The sequence below is a fragment of the Mesorhizobium sp. P2_E7 genome (assembly GCF_056403855.1).
Map to the genome: position 1 here is coordinate 1 of NZ_JBFUER010000012.1, position 26,468 is coordinate 26,468.

Genomic DNA, 26,468 nt, shown 5'->3' on the forward strand with positions numbered 1-26,468 from the left:
CGCGAACAGCGAAAACTCCGTCGCGTTGGTTGCGCCACACAGGCTTGCGGCGATCATCATCACGATCAGATCGCCTAGCCGGTGCGTGGCGTTGGCCGCACGCGGATCTGGCACCGCGCCGAAATAGCTCTCAAGGCTGGAAATGGCAGTCGCTCCTTCGCTAAGACTGCCTTCCCAAAGAATCTCTTCTCAAGCCAACTTCAAGCCCAAAATCGCCATATGCGATTCCCCTGCCTCAAGGGGGGAGATTACTCGCCGGGATGTTTCGCTGGCTCGGAGTGCATGCGCCTCACCCGACGCACGCCCCACCAGACCAGCAGGATGGCGACCGGCACGGCGGCGGCAGTGACGACTTCAGGCGCAAAGGCATGGCCGAAGATCGAGGCGCCCTTGGCGAGATAGGAGATCAGGCCGACGACATAGTAGGAGACGGCGGCGACGGAGAGACCTTCGACCGTCTGCTGCAGGCGCAGTTGGAGGCGGGCGCGATTGTTCATCGAGGCCAGCAGGTCGCGGTTCTGCTTTTCGACCTCGACATCCACCCAGGTGCGCAGCAGCGTGGTGGCGCGGGTCAGTTTGCGCGACAGGTTGGCCTGGCGCTCCTCGACCGAACGGCAGGTGCGCATGGCGGGTGCGACGCGCCGCTGCAGGAAGCCACCCCAGGTGTCGTAGCCGGGCACCGCCTCCTCCTCCAGCGCTTCCAGCCGCTCGACGACGATGCCGTCATAGGCGCGGCTGGCGCCGAAGCGATAGAGGCTGGAGGCGGCATCGGCCTCAAGTTCGGCGGCAAGCTCGGTCAAATCGGCGAGCAGCGTCTGGCTGTCGCGGGTTTCAGTGACCTTCATTTCCAGCGTGGTCTGCGCCAGGCGGTCCTCGATGCGGCGGGCGCGGCCGGACAGCGTCAGCGCCAGCGGCAGGCCGAGCATGGCAAGCGTCCGATAGGTCTCGATGTCGATCAGCCGCTGTGACAGGGCGCCGGTGCGCGCCGGCGTCAGGCCGCGGTCGAGCACCAGGATGCGGGTCAGGCCGTCGCCATCCTGGCGAAAGTCGGTGATGATGGCCGCATTGCCGCGCTCGACCAGCGAATAGCACAGGCTCGTCGGGTCAAAGGCCGCGATCAGCTTCTCGCTCGCCTGCGTCCATTTGCGGATTTCGAGCCGGATGCCGGAGATGACGGTTCCCGGCGGCGAAAAGCCGTTGCCGAAGGGCGAGTCTTCCTGCGCCCTGCTGCTTTCGGCAAGCGGCCCTTCCCACAGATAGGTCGAGAATTCGGTATGCCGCTCCCAGCGCAGCGTGCCCTTGCCCCATTTCATGGCATGATGGCGGGCGTGACGGTCGGGCGCGGCGATGCCGAGGCGCCGCGACAGTTCGGAGAGCACGGCCATGTCGACGCCGGAGCCACCTTCGGTCATGAAGGCGAGCTGCACCAGCACGCGCGGCTTGTCGATCAGCGGATGCGGCCGGGCATGGACCTCGCCAAGCGCGCCGGGCCGTCCCTCATGCGCGGGAAAGCCCATCACGCTGCCTTGGGCGCGCGGCTGGAATTCGAGATTGGACGTCTCGTCCGACACGGCTGGTCCCCCTGTTCTCGACCCTTCGTGTTGTCGCGCCGTCTTGGGACATCAGAAGAGGCGCGTAAACAGCAAAGTTTAGCCGAAGCGATTTCGCCGGCGCGGCACGGGAAGCGACCATGTCGGGCGAATTGGATAAATAATTTGACCAGTTGGCGACAGCGGCTTTAATCTGCGCCATAGAAGCAGAGCATGATGTCGTCCGAAAACCGCTTCACACTTTTCGGCATCATGCTCCAGGCAGAATTTCCCAGGCGCCCCGTTGAGCGATATTTTTTCCAGGATCGAGCATTCTCGCACCGCCGACGAGGTGGTGCAGCAGATCGAAAGCCTGATCCTCGAAGGCGTGCTGCGCACCGGCGACCGGCTGCCGGGCGAACGCGAACTGGCGCGCCAGTTCGACGTGTCGCGGCCGATCCTGCGCGACGCACTGAAGGCGCTGGAAGGACGCGGGCTTTTGACCACCAAGGCCGGTGGCGGCACCCATGTCGCCGATGTCATCGGCCAATTGTTCACCAGGCCGGTGACCGACCTCATCTCGATGCACCGCAAGGCGGTGACCGACTATCTGGAATACCGCCGCGAAATCGAAGGCGTGGCGGCCGAATATGCGGCGCGGCGTGCGACAGCGGACGACATTGCGCTGCTCGACCGCATCATGGCGCGCATGGACGAGGCGCATCGCACCGGCGATTTCGACGACGAGGCGGAGATCGACGTCGAGTTCCACCACGCGGTCTGCGAATGCGCGCACAACATCATCCTGCTGCACACTTTGCGCTCCTGCTACCGGTTGCTGTCGGAAGGCGTGTTCCAGAACCGGCTGCTGGTGTTCACCGTGCCCGGCGCGCGCGAGGCGCTGCTGGCCCAGCACCGCACGATCTACAAAGCGGTGAAGGCCGGCGATCCCTCAGCTGCCCGCCAGGCGGCGATGGACCACATCTCCTATGTCGAGCGCTCGATGCTCGAGGCCGAGCGCAGCGGCGACTGGCAGCGCGTGTCGCGGCTCAGGCTCAAGCAACGCTCCGACGCCGGCGACGGCATGAAGACAACAGGTTAGGAACCACCATGAGCGACATCCTCACCATTGCAGACCTCAAGGATCTGGCGCGCCGGCGGGTGCCGAAAATGTTCTTCGACTATGCCGATTCCGGTGCCTGGACGGAAAGCACCTACCGCGCCAATGAAGAAGACTTTCAGAAGATAAAATTCCGCCAGCGCGTGCTGGTCGACATGAGCAACCGTTCGCTGGAATCGACCATGATCGGGCAGACAGTGGCGATGCCGGTGGCGCTTGCCCCGACAGGGCTGACCGGCATGCAGCATGCCGATGGCGAGATGCTGGCGGCGCAGGCGGCGGAAGAATTCGGCGTGCCGTTCACGCTGTCGACGATGAGCATCTGCTCGATTGAGGATGTCGCCTCGGTGACCAAAAAGCCGTTCTGGTTCCAGCTCTATGTGCTGCGCGACAAGGATTTCGTGCTCAACCTGATCGACCGGGCGAAGGCGGCGAAATGCTCGGCGCTGGTGCTGACGCTCGACCTGCAGATCCTGGGACAGCGCCACAAGGACATCCGCAACGGTCTGTCGGCGCCGCCCAAGATGACGCTGGCCAACATTGCCAACATCGCCATGCGGCCGCGCTGGCTGATGGGCATTGCGGCTACCCCGCGCCGCACCTTCCGCAACATTGTCGGCCACGCGAAGGGCGTCGGAGATGTCTCCTCGCTGGGGTCGTGGACGAACGAACAGTTCGACCCGCAGCTGTCGTGGAAGGATGTCGCCTGGATCAAGGAGCGCTGGGGCGGCAAGCTGATCCTGAAAGGCATTCTCGACAAGGAGGACGCGCTGATGGCGGTCAAGACCGGCGCCGACGCGATTGTCGTGTCCAACCATGGCGGGCGCCAGCTCGACGGGGCGTCGTCGTCGATCATGGCGCTGGAAGAAATCGCCGATGCCGTCGGCGACAGGATCGAGGTGCATATGGATGGTGGCATCCGTTCGGGCCAGGATGTGCTCAAGGCGCTGTGCCTCGGCGCCAAGGGCACTTATATCGGCCGGCCGTTCCTCTACGGTCTCGGCGCCATGGGCAAGGAAGGGGTCACCCTGGCGCTGGAGATCATCCGCAAGGAGATGGACATCACGCTGGCGCTGTGCGGCAAACGCCTGGTGACCGACATGGGCAAGGATCAGTTGCGGCGCTAGGACCTTGTTCACCGATTGGTCCTAGCCTCGCTGGATCACGGAGACGACGCCAGCCTTGACCGAGACCGGTATCCATTACCTTGACGCGCGCGCCCCGGACGGCATGCGTCTCTACGCGATCGGCGACGTGCATGGCCGGCTCGACCTGCTCGAAGCCATGCACCGCCGCATCGAGAGCGAGCTTGAATACAAGCCGACCAGCGACTGGCGCGTCATCCACCTCGGCGACTATGTCGACCGCGGCCTCGAGTCCAAAGGCGTCCTCGATTTCCTGATCGCGGCGCAAAAACGCGATCCACGGCATCTGATGCTCGCCGGCAACCACGATATCGGCTTCCTCGATTTTCTCGACGAACCCGACCCGGACGGGCTGTTCATGCGCTATGGCGGCGTGCAGACGGCACGATCCTATGGCGTTGATCTGATTGGAGATATCAGCTGGTTCGGCAAGGCAGAAACGGTGCGGCGGGGACACGCCGCGCTGGTCAAGGCCGTGCCGCAGGCCCATGTCGACTTCCTGCGGTCGCTGACGTTTTCAATAAGCTTCGGTGATTTCTTCTTCTGCCATGCCGGCATCAGGCCGGATGTGCCGCTGGAGAGCCAGAACCCGCAGGACCTGATCTGGATACGCGACGTCTTCCACAACCACCCGGGGCTTTACCCGAAGGTGGTCGTGCACGGCCACACCCCCGTGCCAGAGGCCGAGGTGATGCCCAACCGCGTCAATGTCGACACGCTCGCCTGGCAGTCAGGCATGCTCAGCGCGCTCGCCGTAGACGGCGCGGACAAGCGTATCCTGACTGTGGAAGGAAAGGCGTTTTAGCGAAGCGCGGCGGTGACGCCGTAGCCGTCGACGGCCTGATGGTTGTTGGCTGCATCGGCGGAATAAATGCCGAGACCGCACAGCACGATGGCAGAGAGCATGACAAAGGACAGAAGCGCTGCTTTCACGGACGTCATCTCTAGTTGAACTTCCTGCATCTGGGCACGAGGCGGTTACCAATGCGTTGAAACGGAGAATTCGTCTCAAAGTTTCGACGATTTCGCGCTTGTAGGTCGATTCTGTATCGGCGGTGTGTCGCGCGGAGCACACAGAAGGTTCATCGCGGTTGCATTGCCGATGCAGAGCGCGCGCCTTGTAGGATAGCGTTCGGCCACAAACCAAGGATGAAAGACGTTGTCCCCGGCGGATTCCCCGCCGCGTGCCAATTATGCAACGGCCGCGCCCGCTGGGCTCAGATCGTCGCCACCCAGGCGCGGGCAATGGCGAGGCCGGCGGCATCGGCGTCCGCTCCGTTGCGAGCCATTTCGCCATCGAGCCGGTCGTGCCAGTCGGGATGGCGCTCGGCAATGAGCGGTGCGAAGGATGTGCTCCAGTCCTTCACCATCGGCCGGTCGGCTTCGAAGTGGAACTGGAAGCCGTAGACAGCGCGGCCGATGCGAAACGCCTGGTTCTCGGCAATTTCGCTACCGGCAAGCCGCACCGCATTTGCAGGCAGCGCGAAGGTGTCGTCGTGCCATTCGAAGATGGGGAAATCCTGGGGGAGCGCACCAAGCACCGGATCGGCCTTGGCCTCCGGTGTCAGCGACACCTTGTGCCAGCCGAATTCCGTGGCGCCGCCGACCTGGTTCTTACCGCCGAAGGTCCGCGCAACCAACTGGCTGCCGAGGCAGATGCCGAGCACCGAGCGGTCCTTGGCGGCGAAATCGCGGGTCAGGTCGAGCAACGCCGGGAAATAGGGATAGTCATCGTCGGCCAGCGCGTTCTGGCCGCCGCCAAGCACCACCATGGCATCGTGTCCGGTGGCGTCCTCCGGCAGCGGATCGCCCTTGTAGGGCCGGCGCAGGTCGAGATCGGCGCCGGCTTCGGCTAGTGCCGCGCCGACCTGGCCAAGGCCGGTATTGTCGTAGTTCTGGACTACCAGCACCCGCATCGAAAAAACCCTGCTGACATGAAATGACGCGACGAGCGATATCATGTCGCCAGCATCGCAGCCAAGATACGCATTCGGGAGAGAGCTATGCCACTGCAAAACCGGGTCGATCCGTTCGGCGCTATCCATGCGGTATCCGAGCGCGGCCTGTTTACCGGCAATCGCGGCATCATCCACGACCCGGAAACGAAGACTTTGCTGAAAAAGCACTGGGCCTTGCCGGCCTGGATCATCTGCGTGTGCCAGTTCCGCAATGTGCGGCGCGAGCCGATGGGCCGCAATCGGCCGGGTGGCAAGGCCGGCTGGACCGAGCTATTCTTCCTCGACGAGGTGACGGCGCTGGCGGCCGGGCACCGGCCCTGTTTCTACTGCCGGCGTGAGCGCGCCACGGATTTTGTCGGCCGCTTTGGCAAAGCCCTCGGCGTAGCCGAGCCGCGCGCACCGATGGTCGACAAGAAGTTGCACAAGGAGCGGCTGGCTTCTGGTGGAAAGCCACTTGATATCACCGTCGACGAGCTTGCCGGCTTGCCCGACGGGGCAATGATCGCCGATGGCGGCACCGCCTATGCGCTGCGCGGCGGCAAGGCACTGCCCTGGTCGTTCGCCGGTTATGGCGATCCGGCCGCCTTCGACAGCCTTGCCGGGCGGCCATTGCTCCTGCTGACACCGGCGACAACCGTTTCGGTGCTGCGGCAGGGCTTTGAGCCGGTATGGCATCCTTCGGCCAAGGCTTGACGCCAGACACCGCCTCGCCCATTCCTCGGCGATGCGCGCCAATTACAAGATGCAACGGCTTTTCGTGCCGGACGATCTCGCAGCCGACATCGAATTCGATGCCGGCCAGCAGCAGAGCCATTATTTGATGCATGTGCTGCGACTTGGCGAAGGCGCCGAAATCCTGGTGTTCAACGGCCGCGACGGCGAGTGGTCGGCGGCGATTGCCACCAAGTCGAAGAAGGCGGTGCGGCTGAAGGTGCTGGTGCTGCAGCGGCCACAACCGCCGCTGCCTGATCTCGTCTATTGTTTCGCACTGCTGAAGCAGGGGCGCCTCGACTATCTCGTGCAGAAGGCAGTGGAGATGGGCGCCGGCATCCTGCAACCGGTGATCACCCAGCACACGCAGGTGGCAAAACCCTCCATCGACCGGCTGCGCGCCAATGTCGTCGAGGCGGCCGAACAATGCGGCATCCTGGCGGTGCCGGAAGTACGTGAGGCCGAAAAGTTCGAGCGCCTGCTCTCCGGCTGGGACAAGGAACGGCGACTGATCTTCTGCGACGAGGACGCCTCGACCAACAATCCGCTGCCGGCACTGCAGGCTGTGCCGGAGAAGAAGCTGGCGCTGCTGGTCGGGCCTGAGGGCGGCTTCTCCGATGAGGAGCGCAAGATGCTGCGGGCGCTCCCCTTCGTCACCGCCATCCCGCTCGGCCCACGCATCCTGCGCGCCGACACAGCAGCGGTCGCCGCGTTTGCTGTGATGCAAGCAACCATCGGAGACTGGTGAGACGTCGGCTATTGCAAGAGACAGGCGGGGCGGTAACGTTCAATTCCTGTTGACCTGTGGCTCAGGATTTTTTGCTTGATCGACTACTGACATTTCGTCCATCTAGCGCCGGCGGTCTTTCGAGAACCGCAGAGGGGGCCCAAATGGCGCGCGACACTACGGATTTCCGGCCGATCGAAGGCATCGACGAACTCGTCGAGCATCTGGCTGAAGGCAACAAGCCGCGCGACAAGTGGCGGATCGGCACCGAGCACGAGAAGTTCCCGTTCTATGTCGATGGCAACGCGCCAGTGCCCTATGGCGGCGAGCGCGGCATCCGCGCCATCCTCGAAGGCATGCAGCACAAGCTCGGCTGGGATCCGATCATCGACGACGGCCGCATCATCGGCCTGGTCGAGCCGACCGGCCAGGGCGCCATCTCGCTGGAACCGGGCGGCCAGTTCGAGCTCTCCGGCGCGCCGCTGGAGTCGATCCACCAGACCTGCCGCGAGGGCAATGCGCATCTGGCGCAGGTGCGCGAGATCGCCGAGCCGATGGGCATCCGCTTCCTCGGCCTCGGCGGCAGCCCGAAATGGTCGCTGGCCGAGACGCCGAAAATGCCGAAATCGCGCTACGAGATCATGACCCGCTACATGCCCAAGGTCGGCACCAAGGGTCTCGACATGATGTATCGCACCTGCACCATCCAGGTGAACCTCGACTTCGAAAGCGAAGCCGACATGCGCCGCAAGATGCAGGTGTCGTTGAAGCTGCAGCCGCTGTCGACGGCGCTGTTTGCCAATTCGCCCTTCACCGACAGCCGGCCGAATGGGCTGCAGAGCTGGCGCGGCGACATCTGGCGCGACACCGACAACCAGCGTTCGGGCCTGCTCGAATTCTGCTTCTCGCCCGAATTCGGCTTTGCCGACTACGTCGAATGGGCGCTCGACGTGCCAATGTATTTCGTCATTCGCGACGGCCACTATCATGACATGACGCACATCACCTTCCGCCAGTTCATGGCCGGTGCCGCGCGCAATGAGGTGCCGGACGGGCTGCCGACGATGGGCGACTGGGCGAACCATCTGTCGACGCTGTTTCCGGATGTGCGGCTGAAGCGCTTCCTTGAAATGCGCGGCGCCGATGGCGGACCGTGGCGGCGCATCTGCGCGCTGCCGGCCTTCTGGGTCGGACTGCTTTACGATGAGGCCGCTCTCGACGCCGCCGAGGCGCTGACCGCGAGCTGGACCTATGAAGAGACGCTGGCGATGCGCAATGCAGTGCCGGAACAAGGCATTTCGGCGCCCTTCCGCAACACGACGCTGCGCGACATCGCCCGCGACGTGCTGGTCATTTCGCGCATGGGGTTGAAGAACCGCGGCAAGAAAAACCGCGACGGCTATGACGAGACCTCGTTCCTCAATACGCTCGACGAAGTCGTGGCGCGGGGCACCACCAGTGCTGAGGAAATGCTGTCGGCCTACCACACGCGCTGGGGTGGTTCGATCGAGCCGGTGTTCATGGAATATGCGTATTAACGGCGCGGCTTGAGCGGCGGCAAAAGCCGCTTCAATCGAACATCGAAACGAACTAGGCTCTCCCTCGAGGATTTCCCGGAGGAGAACCCTATGCCTACCTTGTTCGACATATTGGCGCAGGCCCAGAACGGCAACGGGATGCAGGCGCTTGCCCAGCAATACGGGCTTTCGATGCAGCAGACGCAGGCTGCGGTCGCCGCACTGCTGCCGGCCTTTTCGCAAGGGTTGCAGCGCAACACGGCCGACCCCTACGGGCTCGGCGCCTTCATGACGGCGATGGCAAGTGGCCAGCACGCCAAATATTTCGAGGACGCGACCAGGGCTTTCTCGCCGCAAGGCGTCAATGAGGGCAATGACATTCTGGGGCATCTGTTCGGCTCCAAGGAGCTATCGCGCGCCGTGGCCAGCCAGGCGGCGCAGGCGACCGGCGTCAGCCAGCAGATCCTGCAGCAGATGCTGCCGGCCATCGCCTCGATGGTGATGGGCGGACTGTTCAAGCAAACGACAAACCAGATGCAGGCCGCCGGCGGCTTCGGCGGCAGCAACAATCCGCTCGGCGACATCATCGGAGAGATGATGCGGCAAGCCGGCGGCGGCGCACAGCCGGCGCCGCAGCAGGCACCCAATCCGTACGGCGAGAACCCGCTCGGCAAAGTGCTGCAGGACATGTTCGGCGGCGGCGCGCAACAGCCGCAAAGCCAGCAGCAGGCGCCCAACCCCTATGGCGACAATCCACTCGGCAAGGTGTTGCAGGACATGTTCGGCGGCGGCGCGACGCAACAGCCGCAGGGCCGGGCGCAGCCGCAACAGTCGCAGAGCCCTTACGGCGACAACCCGCTGGGCAAGATTTTCGAAGAGATGCTGCGGCAAGGTGGTGGCGGCGGCTTCGGCCTGCCCGGTGGACAGCCGGCGCCGCAGCAGCCGCAAGCACCCCAGCCGCAGCAGGCGCCACAGCAGCGCCAGGCGCCGCAACCGCAGACCAATCCAAGCGGCAGGCCACGCAACCCGTTCGACGATATTTTCGGCAAGATGTTCGAGACTGGCGCCCAGCAGCGCGACGAGTATCAGAAGGGCGTGGAAACGATCTTCGATCAGTTCAAGCGGGACATGGACCGGCGGTAGGCCTGTCGCTGACCGTCGAGACTTCGTCATCCTAGGGCGAAGCAAGGTGCGAAGCGACGCGGCGCAGACCTTAGGATGACGACGGAGCCCTAAAAGAAAAGCCCGGTCCTGGAGGAGGACCGGGCAATATGCAGGCTGGCCGGCGGGGATCCGGCAGGGAGTGGGGAAGCCTGCGATAGTTCTTGGTTGCCGCAAGCCGATAAAAGGTTCACGGCAGCCGAAACACGGCGCCTGATATCACGCTACCTTACGGGCGAGATCTTCGATCGTGTCCGCACGATCGCTCGCGATCGCACGCAGCTTCACGGTCGGATCGCCGCCAAACGGCACATCTATGGCGACATGGAGGTCGGCGCGCGTCAGGCCGATATCGGCGAGTTCGGCGTCCGACATCTCGCCGAGGCGATAGAAGGCGCGGCGATTTTTCCAGGCCTGGAAGGCGTTGAGAAGCGCGTTGCCCACGCGCGTCGCAACGGCCGGACGCGAGGTGATGCGCGAGGTCTCGGTGGCGAAATCGATCGTGGTCATGTCAGTCTCCTTCGGAGTCGAGCGGACGAAGCCGGGCAAACGGTGCCTGGGAAGAGCGCCGTTCCGGTCTCGATTCACTTAAAGTGGTGCATGTCGTTGCCCCAAAACCGGGGCCCACTTTTGGGCGACATGCAGTGGCTTCATGTGGATGTCAGGGAATTTGCCACGACGCGATTGATTAATCCAACGAATGTTTCTAATCTTTAGCATCAACGCTAGTGATGGATTGGACCCGATGAAAGCGCCACTCGATCTCGACCAGTTGCAGACCTTCATCTCGATTGCCGATACCGGCAGCTTCACCCGCGCCGCTGAGGAAGTGCTTCGAACCCAGTCGGCAGTGTCGATGCAGATGCGCCGGCTGGAAGAGCGGATCGGCAAGCCGCTGTTCGAAAAGGACGGCCGCACCAACAGGCTGACCGAGGAAGGCGACAAGCTGCTGTCCTATGCGCGGCGCCTGCTCTATCTCAACCGCGAGACGCTGGCCGCCTTCGACGACCGGCGGCTCGAAGGCACCATCCGCATCGGCACGCCCGACGATTATGCCGACCGCTTCCTGCCCGAGATCATGGCGCGCTTCACACGCTCCAACCCGCGCGTCGAGCTCACCGTCATCTGCGAGCCGACACCGGGCCTGGTCGAGCATATCAAGCGCGGCAACCTCGATCTGGCGCTGGTGACGCACAACGATACACGCGGCCAGTCGGAAGTGGTGCGGCGCGAACCGCTTCTGTGGGTGACCTCGGCCAACCATGCCACGCATGAACAGGAAGTGCTGCCGATGGCCTTCGGCCGGCCGAACTGCATCTGGCGGCGCGCCGCCGTCGATGTGCTCGACCGGCAGAACCGCGACTATCGCATCCTGTTCACCAGCTTCTCGGCCACCGTCATCACCGCGGCGGTGCTGTCGGGCCTGGCGATCTCCGTGCTGCCGGAATGCGCGCTACGCCCCGGCATGCGGGTGCTGGGCGAAGCCGACGGCTTCGGCGCCCTGCCCGACTGCCGCATTGGCATCATGCGCGGCCAGACCTCGCGGCCTGAAATCGTCGATGCGCTGGCGCGGCATATCTCGGAAAGCCTCGACAACATTTCCGTGCCGCTCGGCGAAGAGACGGGAAGCTTCGATTTCGCGGCACTTGCCTTCGCCAAGATGAAGCGGAGCAAGCCGAACCAGATTCTGCCGGGCTGGTAGGGACGATCAGGCCGAAGCGGCCTCCTCTGTCGTTGCGTTGGCCGACGACAGGCCGGGCAGCGCCAGCAATTGCGCCGGCTCCAGCGGCGGCGACAGGAGATAGCCCTGCAGCTGCTGGCAACCCATGGCGACCAGCAGCCCCTTCTGCGCTTCGGTCTCGACACCTTCGGCGGTGACCTCGACCTCGAGGGCGCCGGCAAGATCAATCAGCGCCTTGACGATGGCGCACGAATTGCCGTCGCCATCGAGAAGCCGCACGAAGGAGCGGTCGATCTTGAGCTTGTCGATGGCATGGCGGCGCAGATAGCTCAGCGACGAATAGCCGGTGCCGAAATCGTCGAGCACGATGCCGACGCCCGACCGGCGCAGGTTGGCGAGCGTCGTTCTGGCCGCGTCGCTATTTTCCAAAAGCACGTTTTCGGTGATCTCGAGCTGCAGACGCTCCGGCGCCAGTCCGGTCTCGGCGAGGATCGAGGCAACCTCTTCGGCAAAGCCGGCGTCGCGCAATTGAAGCGGCGACACGTTGACGGCGAGCCAGGGCAATTCGGTGCGGACGGCGAAGCGGCAGGCTTCCAGCAGCACCCATGCGCCGAGCTGTCCGATCATGCCGCGTTCCTCGGCGATGGCGATAAACTGCGCCGCCGGCAATGCGCCATGAACGTCGTGTGCCCAGCGGATCAGCGCCTCCGCGCCGACAATGGTCCTGCCGTTGCTGGCAAAGACCGGCTGGTAGGCGAGCTTGATGCCGGTGCCGCCGTTCAGCGCATTGCGCAGCTCGCTCTCGACCTTGCGCTTGCGCAGCAAAAGGTCGTCCATGTCGCCGGCGAAGACCTGGTAACGTCCGCGGCCATTCCTCTTGGCTTCGTAGAGTGCGATGTCGGCCTTGCGCAGCAGGTCGTCGGCATCGGCATCTGGCCCCGTCGACAAGGCAATGCCGATGCTGGCGCCGACAAAGACCTGATCGTCCATCAGTTTGAACGGCTCCTGCAATTTTTGCAGCACCCGCTCCGAAATGTCTTCTGCGCTCCTGATGTCGCGGACATCGAGCAGGATCACAGCAAATTCGTCGCCGCCCAGCCTTGCCACCGTGTCGACGTCGCGAACCGTATGCTGCAGCCTGGCGGCGGTCTGGCGCACGAGCTCGTCGCCGGCCGGATGGCCGAGCGTGTCGTTGACATGCTTGAAACGATCGAGGTCGAGGTAAAGCAGCGCCACCTTGCCGGCATCGGTGCCTGAGCTGAGCAAGGCACGCCGCAGCCGGTCCTCGAACAGTGCCCGATTGGGCAGGCCGGTAAGCATGTCGTGGAAGGCGAGATATTGCGCCTGGTCCTGGCTGGTTTGCAGCGCCCATGATGCACGGCGCAGACGCCGGAGCAGGAAGGCGAGCACGCTTGCCGCGAGCAGCAGGCCGATGATCAAGGCCGGGGCCGCCTTGCGTACCAGCGTCAGGCCTGGGCGCTCCTGGTCCCAGCCGATATAGCCGAGGATGACGCCGCGCGAATCGAGCAGCGGAATGGCGGCAGAGCCGGTCGGCTGCGACAGCGTCAGCAGATGGGCGCCATCCAGCAGGTATTTTTCAGCAATCTTGGCGATAACCGCATCGTTGAGGAACTCGGCCGACACATGCAGATACTCGCTTCCCGGCGCCTGGCTGACGCGATCCGAACTGGGCACCAGGGGCATGATGCTGAGGATTGCAGGCTTGCCACCGAGCGACACCAGATCCTCGGCGACCATCTTCGTCGGCGCCCCGGAAGCATCAGCCTTCGGTGGCCGGCTGATCATGCCGCGCAGTTTTTCGATGGTGGGCTGCATCGCGGGCTCGTCCTCGCCATAGACGGACGGGTCGAGCACCTTGCCCTCCCGCATGGCGTGGACCGGATGGTTCGCGGCGTCGAGTATATAGACCCGGTTGTGACCGTAGTAGGAGTACATCCAGACGCTGAGATTTTCCTCTATCCAGGTCCGATTGCCGGCCTTGGTGTTGATCACGGAATCGTCCCAGACGGTAACGCTTTCCTGCTCGCGCGCGACCGCTGCGATCTGATCCTTCAGGCCATTGGCGAGGAAGATCTTCTGCCGTTCGAGCGAGACATGATCGGCTTGCGCGGTCGCGTATATGCCAAAGCCGACGACCATTGCCAAAGCAAAGGCGGCGAGCATCAGCACGGTCAGCGTGACCTGGTGCGTCAACGGGCTGTTGTTCGGGCGTGCGCTCATGCGTCCTCCTTTGCCTCAAAGTCAATCAAGCCGGGCTTAAGATCAAGTTATGGAATCTTGACGCGGGGCGACAACAGCCGCTCAATCGGCCGATGAGCGACGCAACAGCCGAATCACGCACCAATGCCACCGAATACACGGTGAGCGAGATTTCCGGCGCGCTGAAGCGCACGGTCGAGGATGTCTTCGGCCATGTGCGGGTGCGCGGCGAAATCTCGGGCTATCGTGGGCCGCACTCTTCCGGCCATGCCTATTTCACGCTGAAGGACGACCGCGCGCGGCTCGATGCCGTGGTCTGGAAAGGCACGATGAGCCGGCTGAAATTCCGCCCCGAAGAGGGGATGGAGGTGATCGCCACCGGCAAGCTCACCACCTATCCCGGCAAATCCAACTACCAGATCGTCATCGACAATCTCGAGCCGGCCGGCGCCGGCGCGCTGATGGCACTTTTGGAAGAGCGTAAGCGTCGGCTGCAGGCCGAAGGGCTGTTCGACGCCGGCCGCAAGCGGCGGCTGCCGTTCATGCCGCGCACCATCGGCGTCGTCACCTCGCCGACCGGTTCGGTGATCCGCGACATCATCCACCGCATCAAGGACCGCTTTCCGCTGCATGTGCTGGTCTGGCCGGTGCGAGTGCAGGGCGACACGGCGGGAGCCGAAGTGACCGCCGCCGTCAACGGCTTCAACGCGCTGGCCTGGGATGGCGCCATTGCGCAGCCAGATCTTCTGATCGTGGCGCGCGGCGGCGGCAGCCTCGAGGATCTCTGGGGGTTCAACGATGAAGGCCTGGCGCGCGCCGTCGCCGCCTCGCGCATCCCGGTGATTTCGGCCGTCGGCCACGAGACCGACTGGACCTTGATCGATCTCGTCGCCGACATGCGGGCGCCGACGCCGACCGGTGCAGCGGAGATCGCGGTGCCGGTGAAGGCGGATCTCGAAGCGACGCTTGCCAGTCTCGGTGCGCGGCTCAAGGCGGCGGTGTTGCGCAATTTCGAACGCAAGCGGCAGGCCTCGCGTGCAGCCGCCCGAGCGCTCCCCTCGCCCGACCAGTTGCTGGCGCTGCCGCGCCGGCGCCTGGACGAGGCGACCAGCCGGCTCGGCCGGGCGCTGTCGGTCAGCATCGAGCGCAAGCGGACCAAGCTTCAGGGCCAGCGGCTGACGCCGGCCACCCTGTCGCGACGCATCAACGAGGCCCGCACGCTGACCGGCCGCGATCTGGCGCGGGCGCAAGCGGCATTTTTCGGCATCGTGCGCGAACGGCGCACCCGGTTTTCGCGCACGGCAAAGCGGTTGTCGCCAGCGCCGATTGTCAGGCGGCAGAAATTGCAGGCGGACGCGCTGGCGGGACTGACACGCCGTCAGGATCATGCCGTGTCACGACGGCTCGACCGGCTGCGCGGGCAATTGACCCAGGCCGACCGCTTGCTGGCAACGCTGTCGCACAAGGCGGTGCTGGCGCGCGGCTTCGCGCTGGTCAAAGACGCCGAAGGCGTGGTGATCAAGCTGGCTGCCGATGTCGCGCCGGGGGCAGCCCTGCAAATCGAGTTCGCCGACGGCACCACGGACGCCGTTGCGACCGGCGGGACAGGGCAGCAGGAGGCAGTTGCCAAACCAGCGGCCGTGCCGCCTGCCAGCAAGCCCGCGCCTGCCAAGGCTGCCCCCAGCAAACCCAAAGAACCGGGCAATCAGGGCTCGCTTTTCTAGAGCGGTTCATCGTTTCGAGGAAACGGAAAACCGTCTAACACTTTTCCTGGAATTGCTCTGGAGGACGGCATGACCGGACACGACCCGCATCTTCAAACGCCGGCCGGCAAGCCGCGCGCCCGTGCGTTCGGCATTGCCTTCGACGGCACGCCGGGCCGCTTCAATGCCATCACCGACGTGGCCGGCGTGAGCGTCGGCTATGCGACGCTGATCTCCGGCGATGGACCGCTCGATGTCGGCACAGGACCGGTGCGCACCGGCGTCACCGCCATCCTGCCGCGGCCGCTGGCTGAGCTCGCCACCCCGGTGTTTGCCGGCGTGTTCAGCCAGAACGGCAATGGCGAGCTGACAGGCTCGCATATCATCGAGGAGGTCGGCGCCTTCAACCTGCCGGTCACCATCACCAACACCCATTCCTGCGGCGTCACCCGCGACGGCACTCTGCGCTGGATGCAACGCGTGCTGCCGGCCGCACTCGACAGCGGCTGGGGGCTGCCGGTGGCGGCGGAAACCTTTGACGGCTTCCTGAACGACATCAACGGTCACCATGTCGGCTTCGAGCATGTCGAAGCCGCGCTCGACGGGGCTGCGGGCGGAGCGATCGAGGAAGGGAGCGTCGGCGGCGGCACCGGCATGATCGCCTTCGGCTTCAAGGCCGGCTCCGGCACGGCCTCGCGCCTCGTCGAATGGCAAGGCGTCAGGCATACGGTCGGCGTGTTCGTGCAGGCGAATTTCGGCAAGCGGCGCAATTTCACGTTGCGCGGCGCGCGCGTCGGGTCCGATCTGGTGGAGCCGGCGATCCGCGAAGGCACGCAGCGCGCCGAGAAGGGCTCGATCATTGCCATCGTCGCTACCGATGCGCCCTTCCTGCCGCACCAGATGAAGCGGCTGGCAAGGCGCGTGCCGCTCGGCATCGCCATGACCGGCGGCTTCGGCTACCACAGTTCGGGCGACATTTTTCTCGCCTTCTCGACCGCCAATCCGTATGCCGCACTTGCGCAATCAGGACAAAAGGCAAACGCCGATTTCATCCCGGACGTCGATATCGACCCGTTCTTCGATGCGGTGGTGCAGGGTGTAGAGGAAGCGATCCTCAATGCGATGGTCGCCAATGAGGATATGGACGGGCGCGACGGCAATTTCGTGCCGGCGCTGCCGAAAGCGTGGCTGAAGGATCGGTTTGGGTAAATGGGAGCGCCCGGCTCTTGCGGCCGGGCCTGACATTCATTCGGCAGGCTTGCCCGGATTCGCGTTGCCCTGGTCGGCCTCGGCCGCCTCTTCGAGCCGCGAAGCGATCAGTTCCTGAATGTCGCCGACTTCTTCCTGGATATCTTCCAGCGGGATGCCGACTTCGGCCGCCTTGGCGGCGCATTCCTTGGCGAGGGTCTCGGCCTGCTTCTCGATCTTTACCGGCGAGTGCTGGCAGTGGACCTTTTCACCGATCCACCCGCGCAAAAACTCGATCGCATGTTCACTCATACTGCTTTTCCCTGGCGGCTATGCCGGTTGGTAATCGTAAACGTCCGCACCCGGTAAAGGATGCATGCTGCCATTCGAACCGAGTCGGCTTCGCCGGGCAAGTTGAACTTGTCCGAGGTCCGAGGAGCCGAAGGAGGGGAAGGGTTCAAGGAGCACGTTCTGATTGTTTGATTGAGTGGTACCGTTGGCTGGGATCGCTTGCGACCCTATGCTGCTGTTTCTATTTGCTTTTTCCCGGTTTTCAAGACCGATTTGTATCACAATAGGTATCACAATGCGCAGCACATTTACTGCTGCTTCGTGGGCGCAACCAGAGGTACGCGGTCAAAGCCGCCGCTATATAGTGACATCCTTATGCAATGTCGACTCCACGCGCCATGCTGCTTCCTTCCGCCGCGCCGAGCTAAGCGGCCTCTTGTCCAAAGTGGTCTGACGCAGCCGTGCAGTTGCGGGCCCGCGACCAAGGCAGGACGCGGGCCCGGCCAAGTCTTGCGGACCTTGGCCAGCAGCGGTGCTGCTGCGTACACAACCTACGGCCTTATATGCCGTTCCACTAATACAACAAAAAAGCCCGCCACCGTGATGAAGCGGGCGCCGGATTGATCCGGCGCCCGCTTCACATGTGAAAGGTGCGATTCCAGCAGGCAGCTGGGCCTATCTCTCACGGAAGGCGCGCTGGAACGAATCCACCAGGGGCTTGGTCAGATAAGCCAGAAACGTCCGTTCGCCGGTTGAAATGAATGTTTCGACCGGCATGCCTGGATATATCTGCTCGGGCTTGACCTGAGGTGGCAGCTTGTCGGCCATCTTAAGCCGGACGGTGAAGTAAGGCATCCCCGTGCTGGGTGTTATCAGCCGGTCCGCCGAAATGTAGAACACCTTTCCAGGTACTTTCGGCGTCGTGCGCGCATTGAGCGCCGTGAACATCATGTTTGCGTCCTGCCCGACCCGAATTGAGTCGATGTCTTCGGGCTTTATCCTCGCCTCGACGATGAGTTCGTTCGTGGTCGGCAGAAGCTCCATCGCCACCTCCCCCGCACGGATGACACTGCCTTCGGAATTGTAGAGCGATCGAACGATGATGCCGTCCACCGGCGCCCGGATCGTCGTCCGGTCCAGGACCGATCGGCCAGCGTTGATTTGTTCTTCGAGATCCGCGACCTGCGCCCGCGCTTTGTTCAATTCCGTGACAGCATCCTCGACCCGGCTTGTTGTGAGCCGTTCAATCTGCTGACGCGCTTCCACAGTCTGGGTCGCCGAACTGGCGATCTGCGCTTCCAGAGATCCTGCCTGGCCAACCAGCTCTGCGGTGCTACGCAGAAGATCAGTGTATTCAGAGCGATTTGTCAGCCCTCTTTCCAGCAGGCGTTTTTTTCGTTCCGTCTCCTCGTTGACGATGGCAAGTTGATTTTCCGCCGCATCTTTCTGCGCCGTCAGGCCGATAACCGCCTCCTGAAGGGCTGACACCCGCTGCCTCAGGATCGCCTGTTCCGCCGCGTAACGCGCCAAGCGGGCCTGAAATTCCTTGGTCTGCTCTGCAAAGACGTCACTTAATTCGGAAGCGCCAGAATAGGCTCCCAGGTCCCCGGGCAGGACGATTTTCTCCGACCCGTCCCGCTCTGCTTCGAGCCGCGCAATTTCAGCTTTCTGTGCGACCCACTGCTTGAGAACACGGTTGAGCTGAGACTGCGCCACCGTGGGATCGAGCACGATCAGGGCCTGGCCTCTTGAGACCCTGTCGCCCTCACGGACTCTAATGCTGCTGACAACACCCCCTTCGAGGTGCTGGATCATGACGTTCTGTCCTGCTGCCGCGACCACACCCGGCGCAATCGTTGCCCCGGAAATCGGTGCAGTGGCTGCCCAGAATCCGAAACCGAGCAAAAAAACGGCCACGCTTCCATACCCCGCCAGCGTGATCCGATCCGTGCGTGTATCGACGTCACGTTGCCAGCGATACGTATTGGCACCCGTCTCGATGGTTTGGCTAGGAACCGTCATTGGCGACCTTTATCTCCACGCGTGTGGGTGACGGAAGGGCACCACTCCTTCGTTGTCACGCGACTGGGACGCTGCGGGCGATTTTGCTTGCCCCTGTCGCTCGGCAAGTTTGTCGAGCACGGCCTTGGTCGAACCATAGATCTCGACCTGGCCATTGCGCAGCATGAGGATGCTATCGCATTTGGCTGCAAGGGAAGGCCGGTGGGTGATGACAAGCACCGTTGTTTTTCGTGAACGTGCCTGGATGATGGCACGCTCAAGCGCGGCTTCGCCATAGGTGTCAAGATTAGCATTAGGCTCGTCGAGCACCAGGATCTTGGGATCGCCGTAAAAGGCGCGCGCAAGGCCGATGCGTTGACGCTCGCCGCCTGAGAGGCGAACACCAGCGGGCCCGATCACTGTCGAGTATCCATTCCTCTGCCCCAGGATGAGTTCATGTACCTGCGCCTGCTGGGCCGCTTGGACTAACTTTTCGTCAGGTGCGTCCGGCTCAAAGCGCGCAATGTTCTGGGCGATGGTTCCAGGGAAGAGTTCCACATCCTGCGGAAGGTAGCCGATATGCCGGCCAAGCTCCTCCGGATCCCAATTTCGAATATCGCCGCCATCGACACGGATCGCGCCAGAGCGGGGCTCAATGGCGCCGACGATGAGCCGCGCCAGCGTCGATTTTCCGGCCTGGCTCGGGCCGACAATGGCGATGGTTTCGCCAGCGGCGACTTCGAAAGTCACTCGCTTTATGAGTGGTAGTGCGCCATCGGCCGATCCAGGAAGGTGGTAGACTATCTGATCCGCGCTCAACACTCCTTCAGGGGTCGGCAACTTGACGTTTTCCTGGTTGGCGGGCCCGGATTGCATGGCAGAAAGCCTGTTCCATGCGAGATTGGCGTCGGTGATCTGCCTCCAACTTCCAACGATCTGGTCAAGAGGTTGCAAGGCGCGCGCGGATATCATCGAGGACGCAAATATCATCCCGGCGGTCATCTCGTTGTGCAGAACCAGATATGCGCCGACGCCTAGTATCGCGATTTGCAGAACCGACCGCGTGGTGCGAGACACGCCGCCATAAAATGCGTTGATGCGAGCGAGCCCATCCGAAGCCTGCAGCGAGCCGGAAAAACGGGCACCCCAGAACTCTATCGCGTTGGACACCATGCCGAGTGCGCGGACCGTTTCGAAGTTTCGCGCGAAGGCCTGCGCCGAATTCATTGAGGCACTGAGATTCTCCGCCGCCTCCTTGCCGGGCCGCGAACTCGCGACCTGGTTCAGCACGGCGATGGAAACCATGAGAGCCGCGCCGATCACCGTTACCAGGAACAGCAGCGGATGGATGAAATAAAGCAGGCCCACGAAGATAGGCCCAAAAGGGAGGTCGAATAGGAAGAAGATGGTGCGCGAAGCGATGAACCCACGCAGCGTCGCCAAGTCGCGCAAGGCCTGGACATCACCGAGTCCGGCGCGTGGACCGCTCATTGCTGCGAGAAAAGACGATGCACCCAACGCAACATCGAGCCGCGCGGCGAGCCGGCTCGCATATATTCCTCGAACGACTTCGAGTGCTCCGAAGAGTAAGAGCGCCGAAAGCGCAAGTAAGGTCAGGTAGGCGAGAGTGTCCAGATTGGCTGCAGGCAAAACCCGATCATATACCTGCAGCATGTAGAGGGGCAGAACTAGCACCAGGGTGTTCATCACCGCGGAGAAGAGGCCCATTTCGACCATGCTTCTCGACAGCACCGTTCTTCTCGAATAACTGGGCATCCCGAGTTTGCCCCTCATGCGGAGCCTTGGTGAAGAGAGCCAGCGCAACTGACTCCCTGTACAGCTTACTGCCCCCGCACAAACAGCCAAACGGATGCTAGCCGGGTGAGTGGGCCGACGAACACGCCAGACCAGGTGGTGGCGAGCTGTCGGCGATCTTTGCATTGTTGGCGGATCATATATTGGACTTCAGAGTAACCAAGAGGCGTCAGAATCCAGCTGTTAAGCTGGGACGATCTCCTCCACATTGGGCTGTTGTCGCCCGCGTAGCCAATCGGGACATTGAGGCGATCCGCCTTCCGGAGGATTCGCCGCGTTTTTATCTCCGCAATCTGTTCATAGTACAGCAGCGTTTCCCAATAATGTCGGTACTCAGCCTTTTCCCGCTCCGCCAGCGTGCGCGCTTTTGCTATGTCGACTTCATAGGCGTGGTCGAGTGCCCTGATGGTTCGCCGGTATACCCCAACTTCCAACAGTTCTTTGATTTGCAGCGGTATCATACGGCTCCCCAGCCTTGGCAAAAAAAGAACGCTACGACCTCATATGGCACGCAGTCCATTCCACTACTTGGATGAGCTCACAACGCAAAAGAACTAGAATGCAGAGGCTCCTCGGGCGAGGAGCGGCGTTCCTCCGTGAGGGATTCTTCAGCAGTTGCTACCGCTGATCAGGGAGCGTGGATTGATCGGTCGCACGCGCCTCCCGATCGGATTAGAAGACCGATTGGACATGACAAAGTTTGTTATCGAAAAGAAAGCTTGCCAAGGCGGTCGGACGATCCCGATATCAGCGGGCACAACCGATAGGCTTAATTGCTCGGTTCCTAATGTGCCTGTAAATTGAAAAGTGCGGCTGCGTAACCTCAAGCTCGCCGTAGTAGTGGCCGGTGCGGTCCTCACGTCCCCCCGCAGGCCCTCCACCGGCCATTTCCTCTACACTTCGGGTAGCGCGTGCGGCGCGGTACGTTACCGACCTGAACAAGCAAGAGGGCGTGGCGTGACCACCCAGAGGATCGATCCGGTTGCCGGGCGGAGACCAGCACTACGCTTGACCTCAAGTCGAAATGTAAGACGGATCAAATCCGGCTGTTTTGATAAGTCCCGCATGGTCATGCAACTCGACCACACCATTGCGGAATGAAGCCAATCCGCTTTCCCGCAAATCCTTCAATACGCGACTTACATGCACAGCCGAAAGCCCCAACGCGTCGGCCAGTTCGGCCTGCGTCAGCGGGCATTCAAAGCGGTCCGGATATGTCGATGCTGATCGATGTGTGCGGCAGGCCAGTTCAAGAAGAAGGTGAGCTGTGCGTTGCACTGGCCCCCTTCTACTGACTCCGACCAGATGCTCCGTAACCCTGGAGTGTCGCCTTGCCTCGGCTAGCAGGATAGTCTCGCAGATGGCCTGCGGATAGCGCGACAAACAAGTACGGACAGGACCGATCAACTCGATCGCAGTCACATCAGAAAGAGCCGTTACCGTCTCGGCTCGTTGTCCATTGAACTCAATCAAGGCAATTTCGCGAGGAAGCGCGAAATCGACGATGACACGCGAGCCGTTCGGCAATGTCTTGACGAATGCGGCCCATCCCGCAGTCACTACCAGGACAAGGGATCGGGCCTGATGCTCGCGTGCAATTGTCGTATTCGCTGGATAACGTCGGCGCACAGCCCCCGGGAGAACAGAGAATCCCTTTTCCCAACTCGCGTCAGCAAGCGTAGGTCCCCTCGCCAGTCCAAAAGCCTGTTTTGATAAGTCCATTTTCTCCTAATTGCCCCACCCCATGATCGCCCCTTCGATCAACACGGACTTGCAAACCATTAACTGGATAAAAAGTTCCCTCTATCGATTTAGCCGAATGGCGTCGCAGCCTACCACTATTGGGCACAACCTTACCACTTTTGGTGTACCCGTCGGGCGCCCTGGCACAAACGACTTCCAAGGGATCGCGCAACTTTCGTCCCGCCGTAGCGAGCGTGGAAACCACTGGAATGAAAGTCGACCAACGCTGGTCATCGCGATTAATGCCCTCGCGAACTAGAACCGTTCAACTGATAGCGGCCCTGCTTGACGCTTTTCTGTAAGTCCGTCGGGTACCGCGGGTCGAGCTGAAGCCGGAATAGCCAATCCCACTCGCGGATCGGGAGGCTGCAATTCTTGTCAAGGCGGGCCGGCGACTACCTGGTTATCTCTTTCGAGACCCTGCGTTGCGCCAGTCAAAACGATTTGCTGCATTGGCTTGGCCGTTGACTTCCGGCGTCGCAGGGCACGTTGGGCGTTGTAAGTCTGCCATCTTTCTTCGGCCACCTCCAGGTCGTCGAGTGCCGATATGACCGATTCAAGGCGGTTTTCTATCTGGGCAAGTCGCCTGCAGGTGGAAAGCAAGGCAACTGAAACCAGCAAACTGTAGGCCAAAACGACAACGGCTGCTCCCGCGGGCCTTTCGATGCCGAATACAATCAGGGCCCCGGTTCCAATAAAAAAGGCTAGGGCCCCGTAGACCAGCAACCGGCCCCTATTCAGAAGAAGCATCAACGGCCAGGTTGCAGACAGCATCAGAATGGACAACGGTCTGATGGCCGCCCAATCCACAAGCCTCGGAACAACGTCACTGTAAGTATCCATATTAACCTCAGGCTGGACGAGGCCGGCCGCTTGCTCGGCGCCTGGAGCGTAGATTTTCCTGCGCGCCTGATAGTGGTCGGTGGTGGCAGACCTCGCGGAAGAGCGACAGATTTCCCAGCGAATGTCCTAAGGTCTGAAAGCCTTGTCGGGTAGACCAGATCGACCTTTAGCCGATTTACTACTCAATAATGGTAATGGCGACGATGTCCGCGAAGCTGTTATGTTTCGGACTGGCCGGCGATGCTACCGGTCGTCGGGCGGGAGCGATTTGGACATGCCGAATGGCGGGAACCAACCCTGTCATGTGTCTTTATTGCGCTTAAACAGGCGGTTGCCCGAATTATTTCGATGTGAAGCAAATTCAGCCGACGGCTGGAGGGGCGGAGTTGTGCTGCTGATCGCAAGGATTCGGAGATGGCAAGTCCAACGGATAATCCGATCATAACCCGAGAGTTGCTACCGCTGGACGTCAGGGAAATTCTTGATTTCTTCCTCCGCCGATGGAAACTCGTGTGCAGCATTGCGGCGGTCACCTTTGGCATATTTGTTGTTGCCGCCTATGTGCTTCCACCATCGTATACAGGGACTGCACAAATCTTACTCGATTCCCCAATCGACTATATGACTCCGCAGGATTATTCCAATTCTGATTTTGCCGACAATTCGACATTCATCGAAAGTCAGATTGCGGTTCTGAGATCCGCATCGCTCCTGCAGAAGGTCATCGACAGCGAAAAGCTGACGGAGGATCCCAAGATCGGATTGGGGGCATTGGGATGGCTGCAAGGCGCGCTCGGAGTCTCGCGTGTCGGGATGGCGGATGTTATTGAGATTTCAGTGACCGCTTACGACCCGGGAAAAGCAGCCTCTCTGGCGAACGCCATATCCCAAGCCTATCTCGCTGATCGCGTAAGGTCTCGCTACGAAGGGGCCAGGAAAGCGTCCACATGGCTCAGTGAGCGGGCGGCATCTCTGCGAGCGGAACTGAGCGTTTCGGAACAAGCCGTCCAGAAGTTTCGGATCGATCACAATTTGTTGGCGACGCCAGCAGGCAGTTTGACTGACCAGCAGCTGTCCGAATTGAATGTCGCGTTGATTAACGCGCGCGCCGAACTGTCGGAGAAACGGGCACAATTTCAACAAGTTGACAAATTGCAGACTAGCGGAGGCGACATCCAGTCGATACCGGACGTACTGCAATCCGTGGTCATCAGCGCACTTCGGGCTCAGCTCTCTGGAGTGACACGACGGGAAGCCGACCTCAAATTGAAATATGGGGATCGGCATCCAGATGTCATGACAGCTCAGGCAGAGCGCCGCGACATCGAAGGACAGATCGCCGCCGAAGTACAGCGTCTCATTGGCAATCTGAAGAATGAAGTCGATGCCGCAGAGGCCCGGGTAGCTTCTCTGGCTCGAGCCCTGGATTCAGTATCCAACCGATCCGAAATCGAAGGGCAGGTCGGCGTCCAGTTGCGCGATCTGGAGAGGATTGCCGCCGCGAACAAGGAACTCTTTGAGACTTTCCTGTCACGCGCCAAGCTCACCGAGGAGAAGTCCACCCTCCTCAACAGCGGCGTGCGTGTGATCACCGACGCGGGTATTCCGGATTCGCCGAGCTTCCCGAACAGGCCTCTTTTTGCGGCCCTGGGACTTGTCCTCGGCCTCTTCGTCGGGGGCGCCGGCGCCGTTCTTCGTGAACTTTTCGCTTCCGGCTTCATGGCAAAGAAGCAGATAGAGGACGAGTTGGCAGTTCCGGTTCTTGCGTCCATGCCAAGGATGTCGGGCTGGTCGAGAGATGGCCAGTCGCAAGCTCAGCCTGTGGCCTATCTCGAACGCAGACCACTATCCAGGTATAGCGAAGCCGTGCGGCGGCTTCGTCTGGGGATCGAAGCGACACCGGAACTGGTCCGATCCCCCCGCCTCATGCTGGTGACATCGGCGATGCCCGGCGAAGGAAAGACAACCTTGGTATTGAGCCTGGCTTGCTCCGCCGCGGCCGACGGCGAACGGGTTCTGGTCGTCGATGCGGACTTGCGGCTTTCTGCTGCCACGGCTTTCTTCGGCATGGCGGATAAGGTCGGGTTGGTCGACGTTCTGACTTTGCCGATGAGAGCTGCAAACGCGATTCATCGGGACGAACGCTCGGGGATTTCCCTTCTCCCTGCCGGCGCAAGGACCCGCAATCCGCCTGCCCTTCTCGCTTCCGCGCGAATGCGCCAGGTCCTCAACGAGCTTCGCGGGAGGTTCGACACGGTGATCATTGACGCACCACCTGTTGGACCTGCGGCCGATGCCTCGATCCTGGCGCGGTATGTCGACAAAGTCCTCTTTGTCGTGAAGTGGCGTGAAACCTCGCGCGAGGCCGTTGCCGAAGGAATTCGCCATCTTGGCGGCCGGTCCAAGATTGCCGGCATCGCCCTAACAATGGTGGAGGAACCAAAGCTTCCGAAATATGGCCCTTACACGTCTTTGGAAAGTAGTGTTTCGGACAGTTACTATCTCAACTAGAGAAAATATTTCGCCATGCAGCACGCTAACCTATGTTATAGTCGCTCTCTTGAACCGGGCGGACAAATTCGCGAGGGGCACGCCGCGCGCTGGTTCGTGGTCCAGACGCACCAGCATTCGGAGGGCTTGGCGGAGCGGCACCTATTGTCGCAAAACTTCCAAACCTATTTACCCAAGCGAAGACGAACCGTCCGCCACGCTCGCATTGTTAGAACCGTCTCCAGTGCGTATTTCGAATGCTATCTGTTCGTCTCGCTGGCTGTTCATTACCAGAGTTGGTACCCGATCAACTCGACCGTCGGCGTCCGAAAACTCGTGATGAGCAAAGGGCTGCCTATACCTGCGCCTTATGGCGTGATTGAGTCTTTGATCTCAGCAACGGACGAGGACGGTATTTTGCACCCGGACATTCTCTTGATGCCAGGTCAAAGAGTTAGGATAGTAGACGGCCCGTTTTCAGATCAGCTTGGCGTTCTTGACCATGTCGGAAGTTCTGGAGCAGTCAGAATTCTCCTCAATATTATGAGTCGGTCGATTCCCATTACGATCGATCGGGATAAACTTTCGGCAATTTCTTGAATTCTATGCGTTAATTTTAATCTAA

23 protein-coding genes are annotated in these 26,468 nt (G+C 61.7%); 12 read left to right on the plus strand and 11 right to left on the minus strand.

Going from position 1 to position 26,468, the window contains the following annotated elements; translation table 11 throughout:
* Nucleotides 1-248: 248 nt before the first annotated feature.
* Nucleotides 249-1,571: a DUF3422 family protein gene (locus AC1DYC_RS30550; protein ID WP_477411396.1), complete on the minus strand. Its 1,323-nt coding sequence runs from the start codon at nt 1,569-1,571 to the stop codon at nt 249-251.
* A gap of 262 nt (nt 1,572-1,833) precedes the next feature.
* Between AC1DYC_RS30550 and AC1DYC_RS30555 the strand changes: the two genes are divergently transcribed.
* From AC1DYC_RS30555 to AC1DYC_RS30565, 3 genes are read left to right on the plus strand one after another with little or no spacing between them, the layout of a single operon-like run.
* Complete coding sequence (locus AC1DYC_RS30555) at nt 1,834-2,631, plus strand: FCD domain-containing protein (protein WP_477411397.1); 798 nt, start codon at nt 1,834-1,836, stop codon at nt 2,629-2,631.
* An 8-nt stretch (nt 2,632-2,639) separates the two neighbouring features.
* Nucleotides 2,640-3,776: an alpha-hydroxy acid oxidase gene (locus tag AC1DYC_RS30560; RefSeq protein WP_477411398.1), complete on the plus strand. Its 1,137-nt coding sequence runs from the start codon at nt 2,640-2,642 to the stop codon at nt 3,774-3,776.
* A 55-nt stretch (nt 3,777-3,831) separates the two neighbouring features.
* Nucleotides 3,832-4,599: a metallophosphoesterase gene (locus tag AC1DYC_RS30565; protein ID WP_477411399.1), complete on the plus strand. Its 768-nt coding sequence runs from the start codon at nt 3,832-3,834 to the stop codon at nt 4,597-4,599.
* Here the strand turns inward: AC1DYC_RS30565 and AC1DYC_RS30570 are convergent.
* Nucleotides 4,596-4,736, minus strand: a complete 141-nt coding sequence (locus tag AC1DYC_RS30570; RefSeq protein WP_006206855.1) for a hypothetical protein — start codon at nt 4,734-4,736, stop codon at nt 4,596-4,598. The genes AC1DYC_RS30565 and AC1DYC_RS30570 overlap by 4 nt on opposite strands.
* A gap of 275 nt (nt 4,737-5,011) precedes the next feature.
* Nucleotides 5,012-5,710, minus strand: coding sequence for a type 1 glutamine amidotransferase (locus tag AC1DYC_RS30575; protein ID WP_477411400.1), 699 nt, complete (start codon nt 5,708-5,710; stop codon nt 5,012-5,014).
* Nucleotides 5,711-5,797: 87 nt separating this feature from the next.
* Here AC1DYC_RS30575 and AC1DYC_RS30580 point away from each other — a divergent pair, with 87 nt between their 5' ends.
* The 4 genes from AC1DYC_RS30580 (at nt 5,798) to AC1DYC_RS30595 (ending at nt 9,850) form a co-directional block, all read left to right on the plus strand.
* Entirely contained in the window at nt 5,798-6,445 is a 648-nt protein-coding gene (locus tag AC1DYC_RS30580; RefSeq protein WP_477411401.1) for a hypothetical protein, read from the plus strand.
* A 31-nt stretch (nt 6,446-6,476) separates the two neighbouring features.
* A complete protein-coding gene (locus tag AC1DYC_RS30585) occupies nt 6,477-7,211 on the plus strand; it encodes a 16S rRNA (uracil(1498)-N(3))-methyltransferase (protein ID WP_477411402.1) in 735 nt (244 codons plus the stop codon).
* Nucleotides 7,212-7,354: 143 nt separating this feature from the next.
* Nucleotides 7,355-8,728, plus strand: a complete 1,374-nt coding sequence (locus AC1DYC_RS30590; protein ID WP_477308869.1) for a glutamate--cysteine ligase — start codon at nt 7,355-7,357, stop codon at nt 8,726-8,728.
* 90 nt (nt 8,729-8,818) lie between these two features.
* A complete protein-coding gene (locus tag AC1DYC_RS30595; RefSeq protein WP_477411403.1) occupies nt 8,819-9,850 on the plus strand; it encodes a DUF937 domain-containing protein in 1,032 nt (343 codons plus the stop codon).
* A gap of 237 nt (nt 9,851-10,087) precedes the next feature.
* Here AC1DYC_RS30595 and AC1DYC_RS30600 read toward each other — a convergent pair whose 3' ends face one another.
* Complete coding sequence (locus tag AC1DYC_RS30600; RefSeq protein ID WP_477411404.1) at nt 10,088-10,378, minus strand: DUF1127 domain-containing protein; 291 nt, start codon at nt 10,376-10,378, stop codon at nt 10,088-10,090.
* Between the two features lie 235 nt (nt 10,379-10,613).
* Here AC1DYC_RS30600 and AC1DYC_RS30605 point away from each other — a divergent pair, with 235 nt between their 5' ends.
* Entirely contained in the window at nt 10,614-11,570 is a 957-nt protein-coding gene (locus AC1DYC_RS30605; protein ID WP_112561974.1) for a LysR substrate-binding domain-containing protein, read from the plus strand.
* A 6-nt stretch (nt 11,571-11,576) separates the two neighbouring features.
* Here the strand turns inward: AC1DYC_RS30605 and AC1DYC_RS30610 are convergent, their stop codons facing one another.
* The gene (locus AC1DYC_RS30610; protein WP_477411405.1) at nt 11,577-13,790 is read right to left on the minus strand and encodes a bifunctional diguanylate cyclase/phosphodiesterase; all 2,214 of its coding nucleotides are present in this window, start codon (nt 13,788-13,790) and stop codon (nt 11,577-11,579) included.
* Between the two features lie 92 nt (nt 13,791-13,882).
* Between AC1DYC_RS30610 and xseA the strand changes: the two genes are divergently transcribed.
* Nucleotides 13,883-15,493: an exodeoxyribonuclease VII large subunit gene (gene xseA, locus AC1DYC_RS30615; protein ID WP_477411406.1), complete on the plus strand. Its 1,611-nt coding sequence runs from the start codon at nt 13,883-13,885 to the stop codon at nt 15,491-15,493.
* 69 nt (nt 15,494-15,562) lie between these two features.
* Entirely contained in the window at nt 15,563-16,681 is a 1,119-nt protein-coding gene (locus tag AC1DYC_RS30620) for a DmpA family aminopeptidase (RefSeq protein ID WP_477411407.1), read from the plus strand.
* 36 nt (nt 16,682-16,717) lie between these two features.
* Here AC1DYC_RS30620 and AC1DYC_RS30625 read toward each other — a convergent pair whose 3' ends face one another.
* The 6 genes from AC1DYC_RS30625 to AC1DYC_RS30650 all read right to left on the minus strand — a co-directional run bounded on the left by AC1DYC_RS30625 (nt 16,718) and on the right by AC1DYC_RS30650 (nt 23,353).
* On the minus strand, nt 16,718-16,972 hold the full coding sequence (locus tag AC1DYC_RS30625; protein ID WP_477280030.1) for a hypothetical protein: 255 nt from the start codon (nt 16,970-16,972) through the stop codon (nt 16,718-16,720).
* A 654-nt stretch (nt 16,973-17,626) separates the two neighbouring features.
* Nucleotides 17,627-18,973, minus strand: coding sequence for an HlyD family type I secretion periplasmic adaptor subunit (locus AC1DYC_RS30630; RefSeq protein WP_477411408.1), 1,347 nt, complete (start codon nt 18,971-18,973; stop codon nt 17,627-17,629).
* A 9-nt stretch (nt 18,974-18,982) separates the two neighbouring features.
* Nucleotides 18,983-20,728: a type I secretion system permease/ATPase gene (locus AC1DYC_RS30635; protein ID WP_477411409.1), complete on the minus strand. Its 1,746-nt coding sequence runs from the start codon at nt 20,726-20,728 to the stop codon at nt 18,983-18,985.
* Between the two features lie 65 nt (nt 20,729-20,793).
* Nucleotides 20,794-21,228: a hypothetical protein gene (locus AC1DYC_RS30640; RefSeq protein ID WP_477411410.1), complete on the minus strand. Its 435-nt coding sequence runs from the start codon at nt 21,226-21,228 to the stop codon at nt 20,794-20,796.
* 553 nt (nt 21,229-21,781) lie between these two features.
* Entirely contained in the window at nt 21,782-22,489 is a 708-nt protein-coding gene (locus AC1DYC_RS30645) for a Crp/Fnr family transcriptional regulator (protein ID WP_477411411.1), read from the minus strand.
* Between the two features lie 399 nt (nt 22,490-22,888).
* Nucleotides 22,889-23,353 carry a hypothetical protein gene (locus tag AC1DYC_RS30650; RefSeq protein ID WP_477411412.1) on the minus strand — a complete coding sequence of 155 codons (465 nt, stop codon included), beginning with the start codon at nt 23,351-23,353 and terminating at the stop codon, nt 22,889-22,891.
* Nucleotides 23,354-23,767: 414 nt separating this feature from the next.
* Between AC1DYC_RS30650 and AC1DYC_RS30655 the strand changes: the two genes are divergently transcribed.
* Both AC1DYC_RS30655 and nusG read left to right on the plus strand, forming a co-directional pair.
* Nucleotides 23,768-25,864: a GumC family protein gene (locus AC1DYC_RS30655; RefSeq protein ID WP_477411413.1), complete on the plus strand. Its 2,097-nt coding sequence runs from the start codon at nt 23,768-23,770 to the stop codon at nt 25,862-25,864.
* Nucleotides 25,865-25,879: 15 nt separating this feature from the next.
* Complete coding sequence (nusG, locus tag AC1DYC_RS30660; protein WP_477411414.1) at nt 25,880-26,443, plus strand: transcription termination/antitermination protein NusG; 564 nt, start codon at nt 25,880-25,882, stop codon at nt 26,441-26,443.
* Nucleotides 26,444-26,468: the final 25 nt, after the last annotated feature.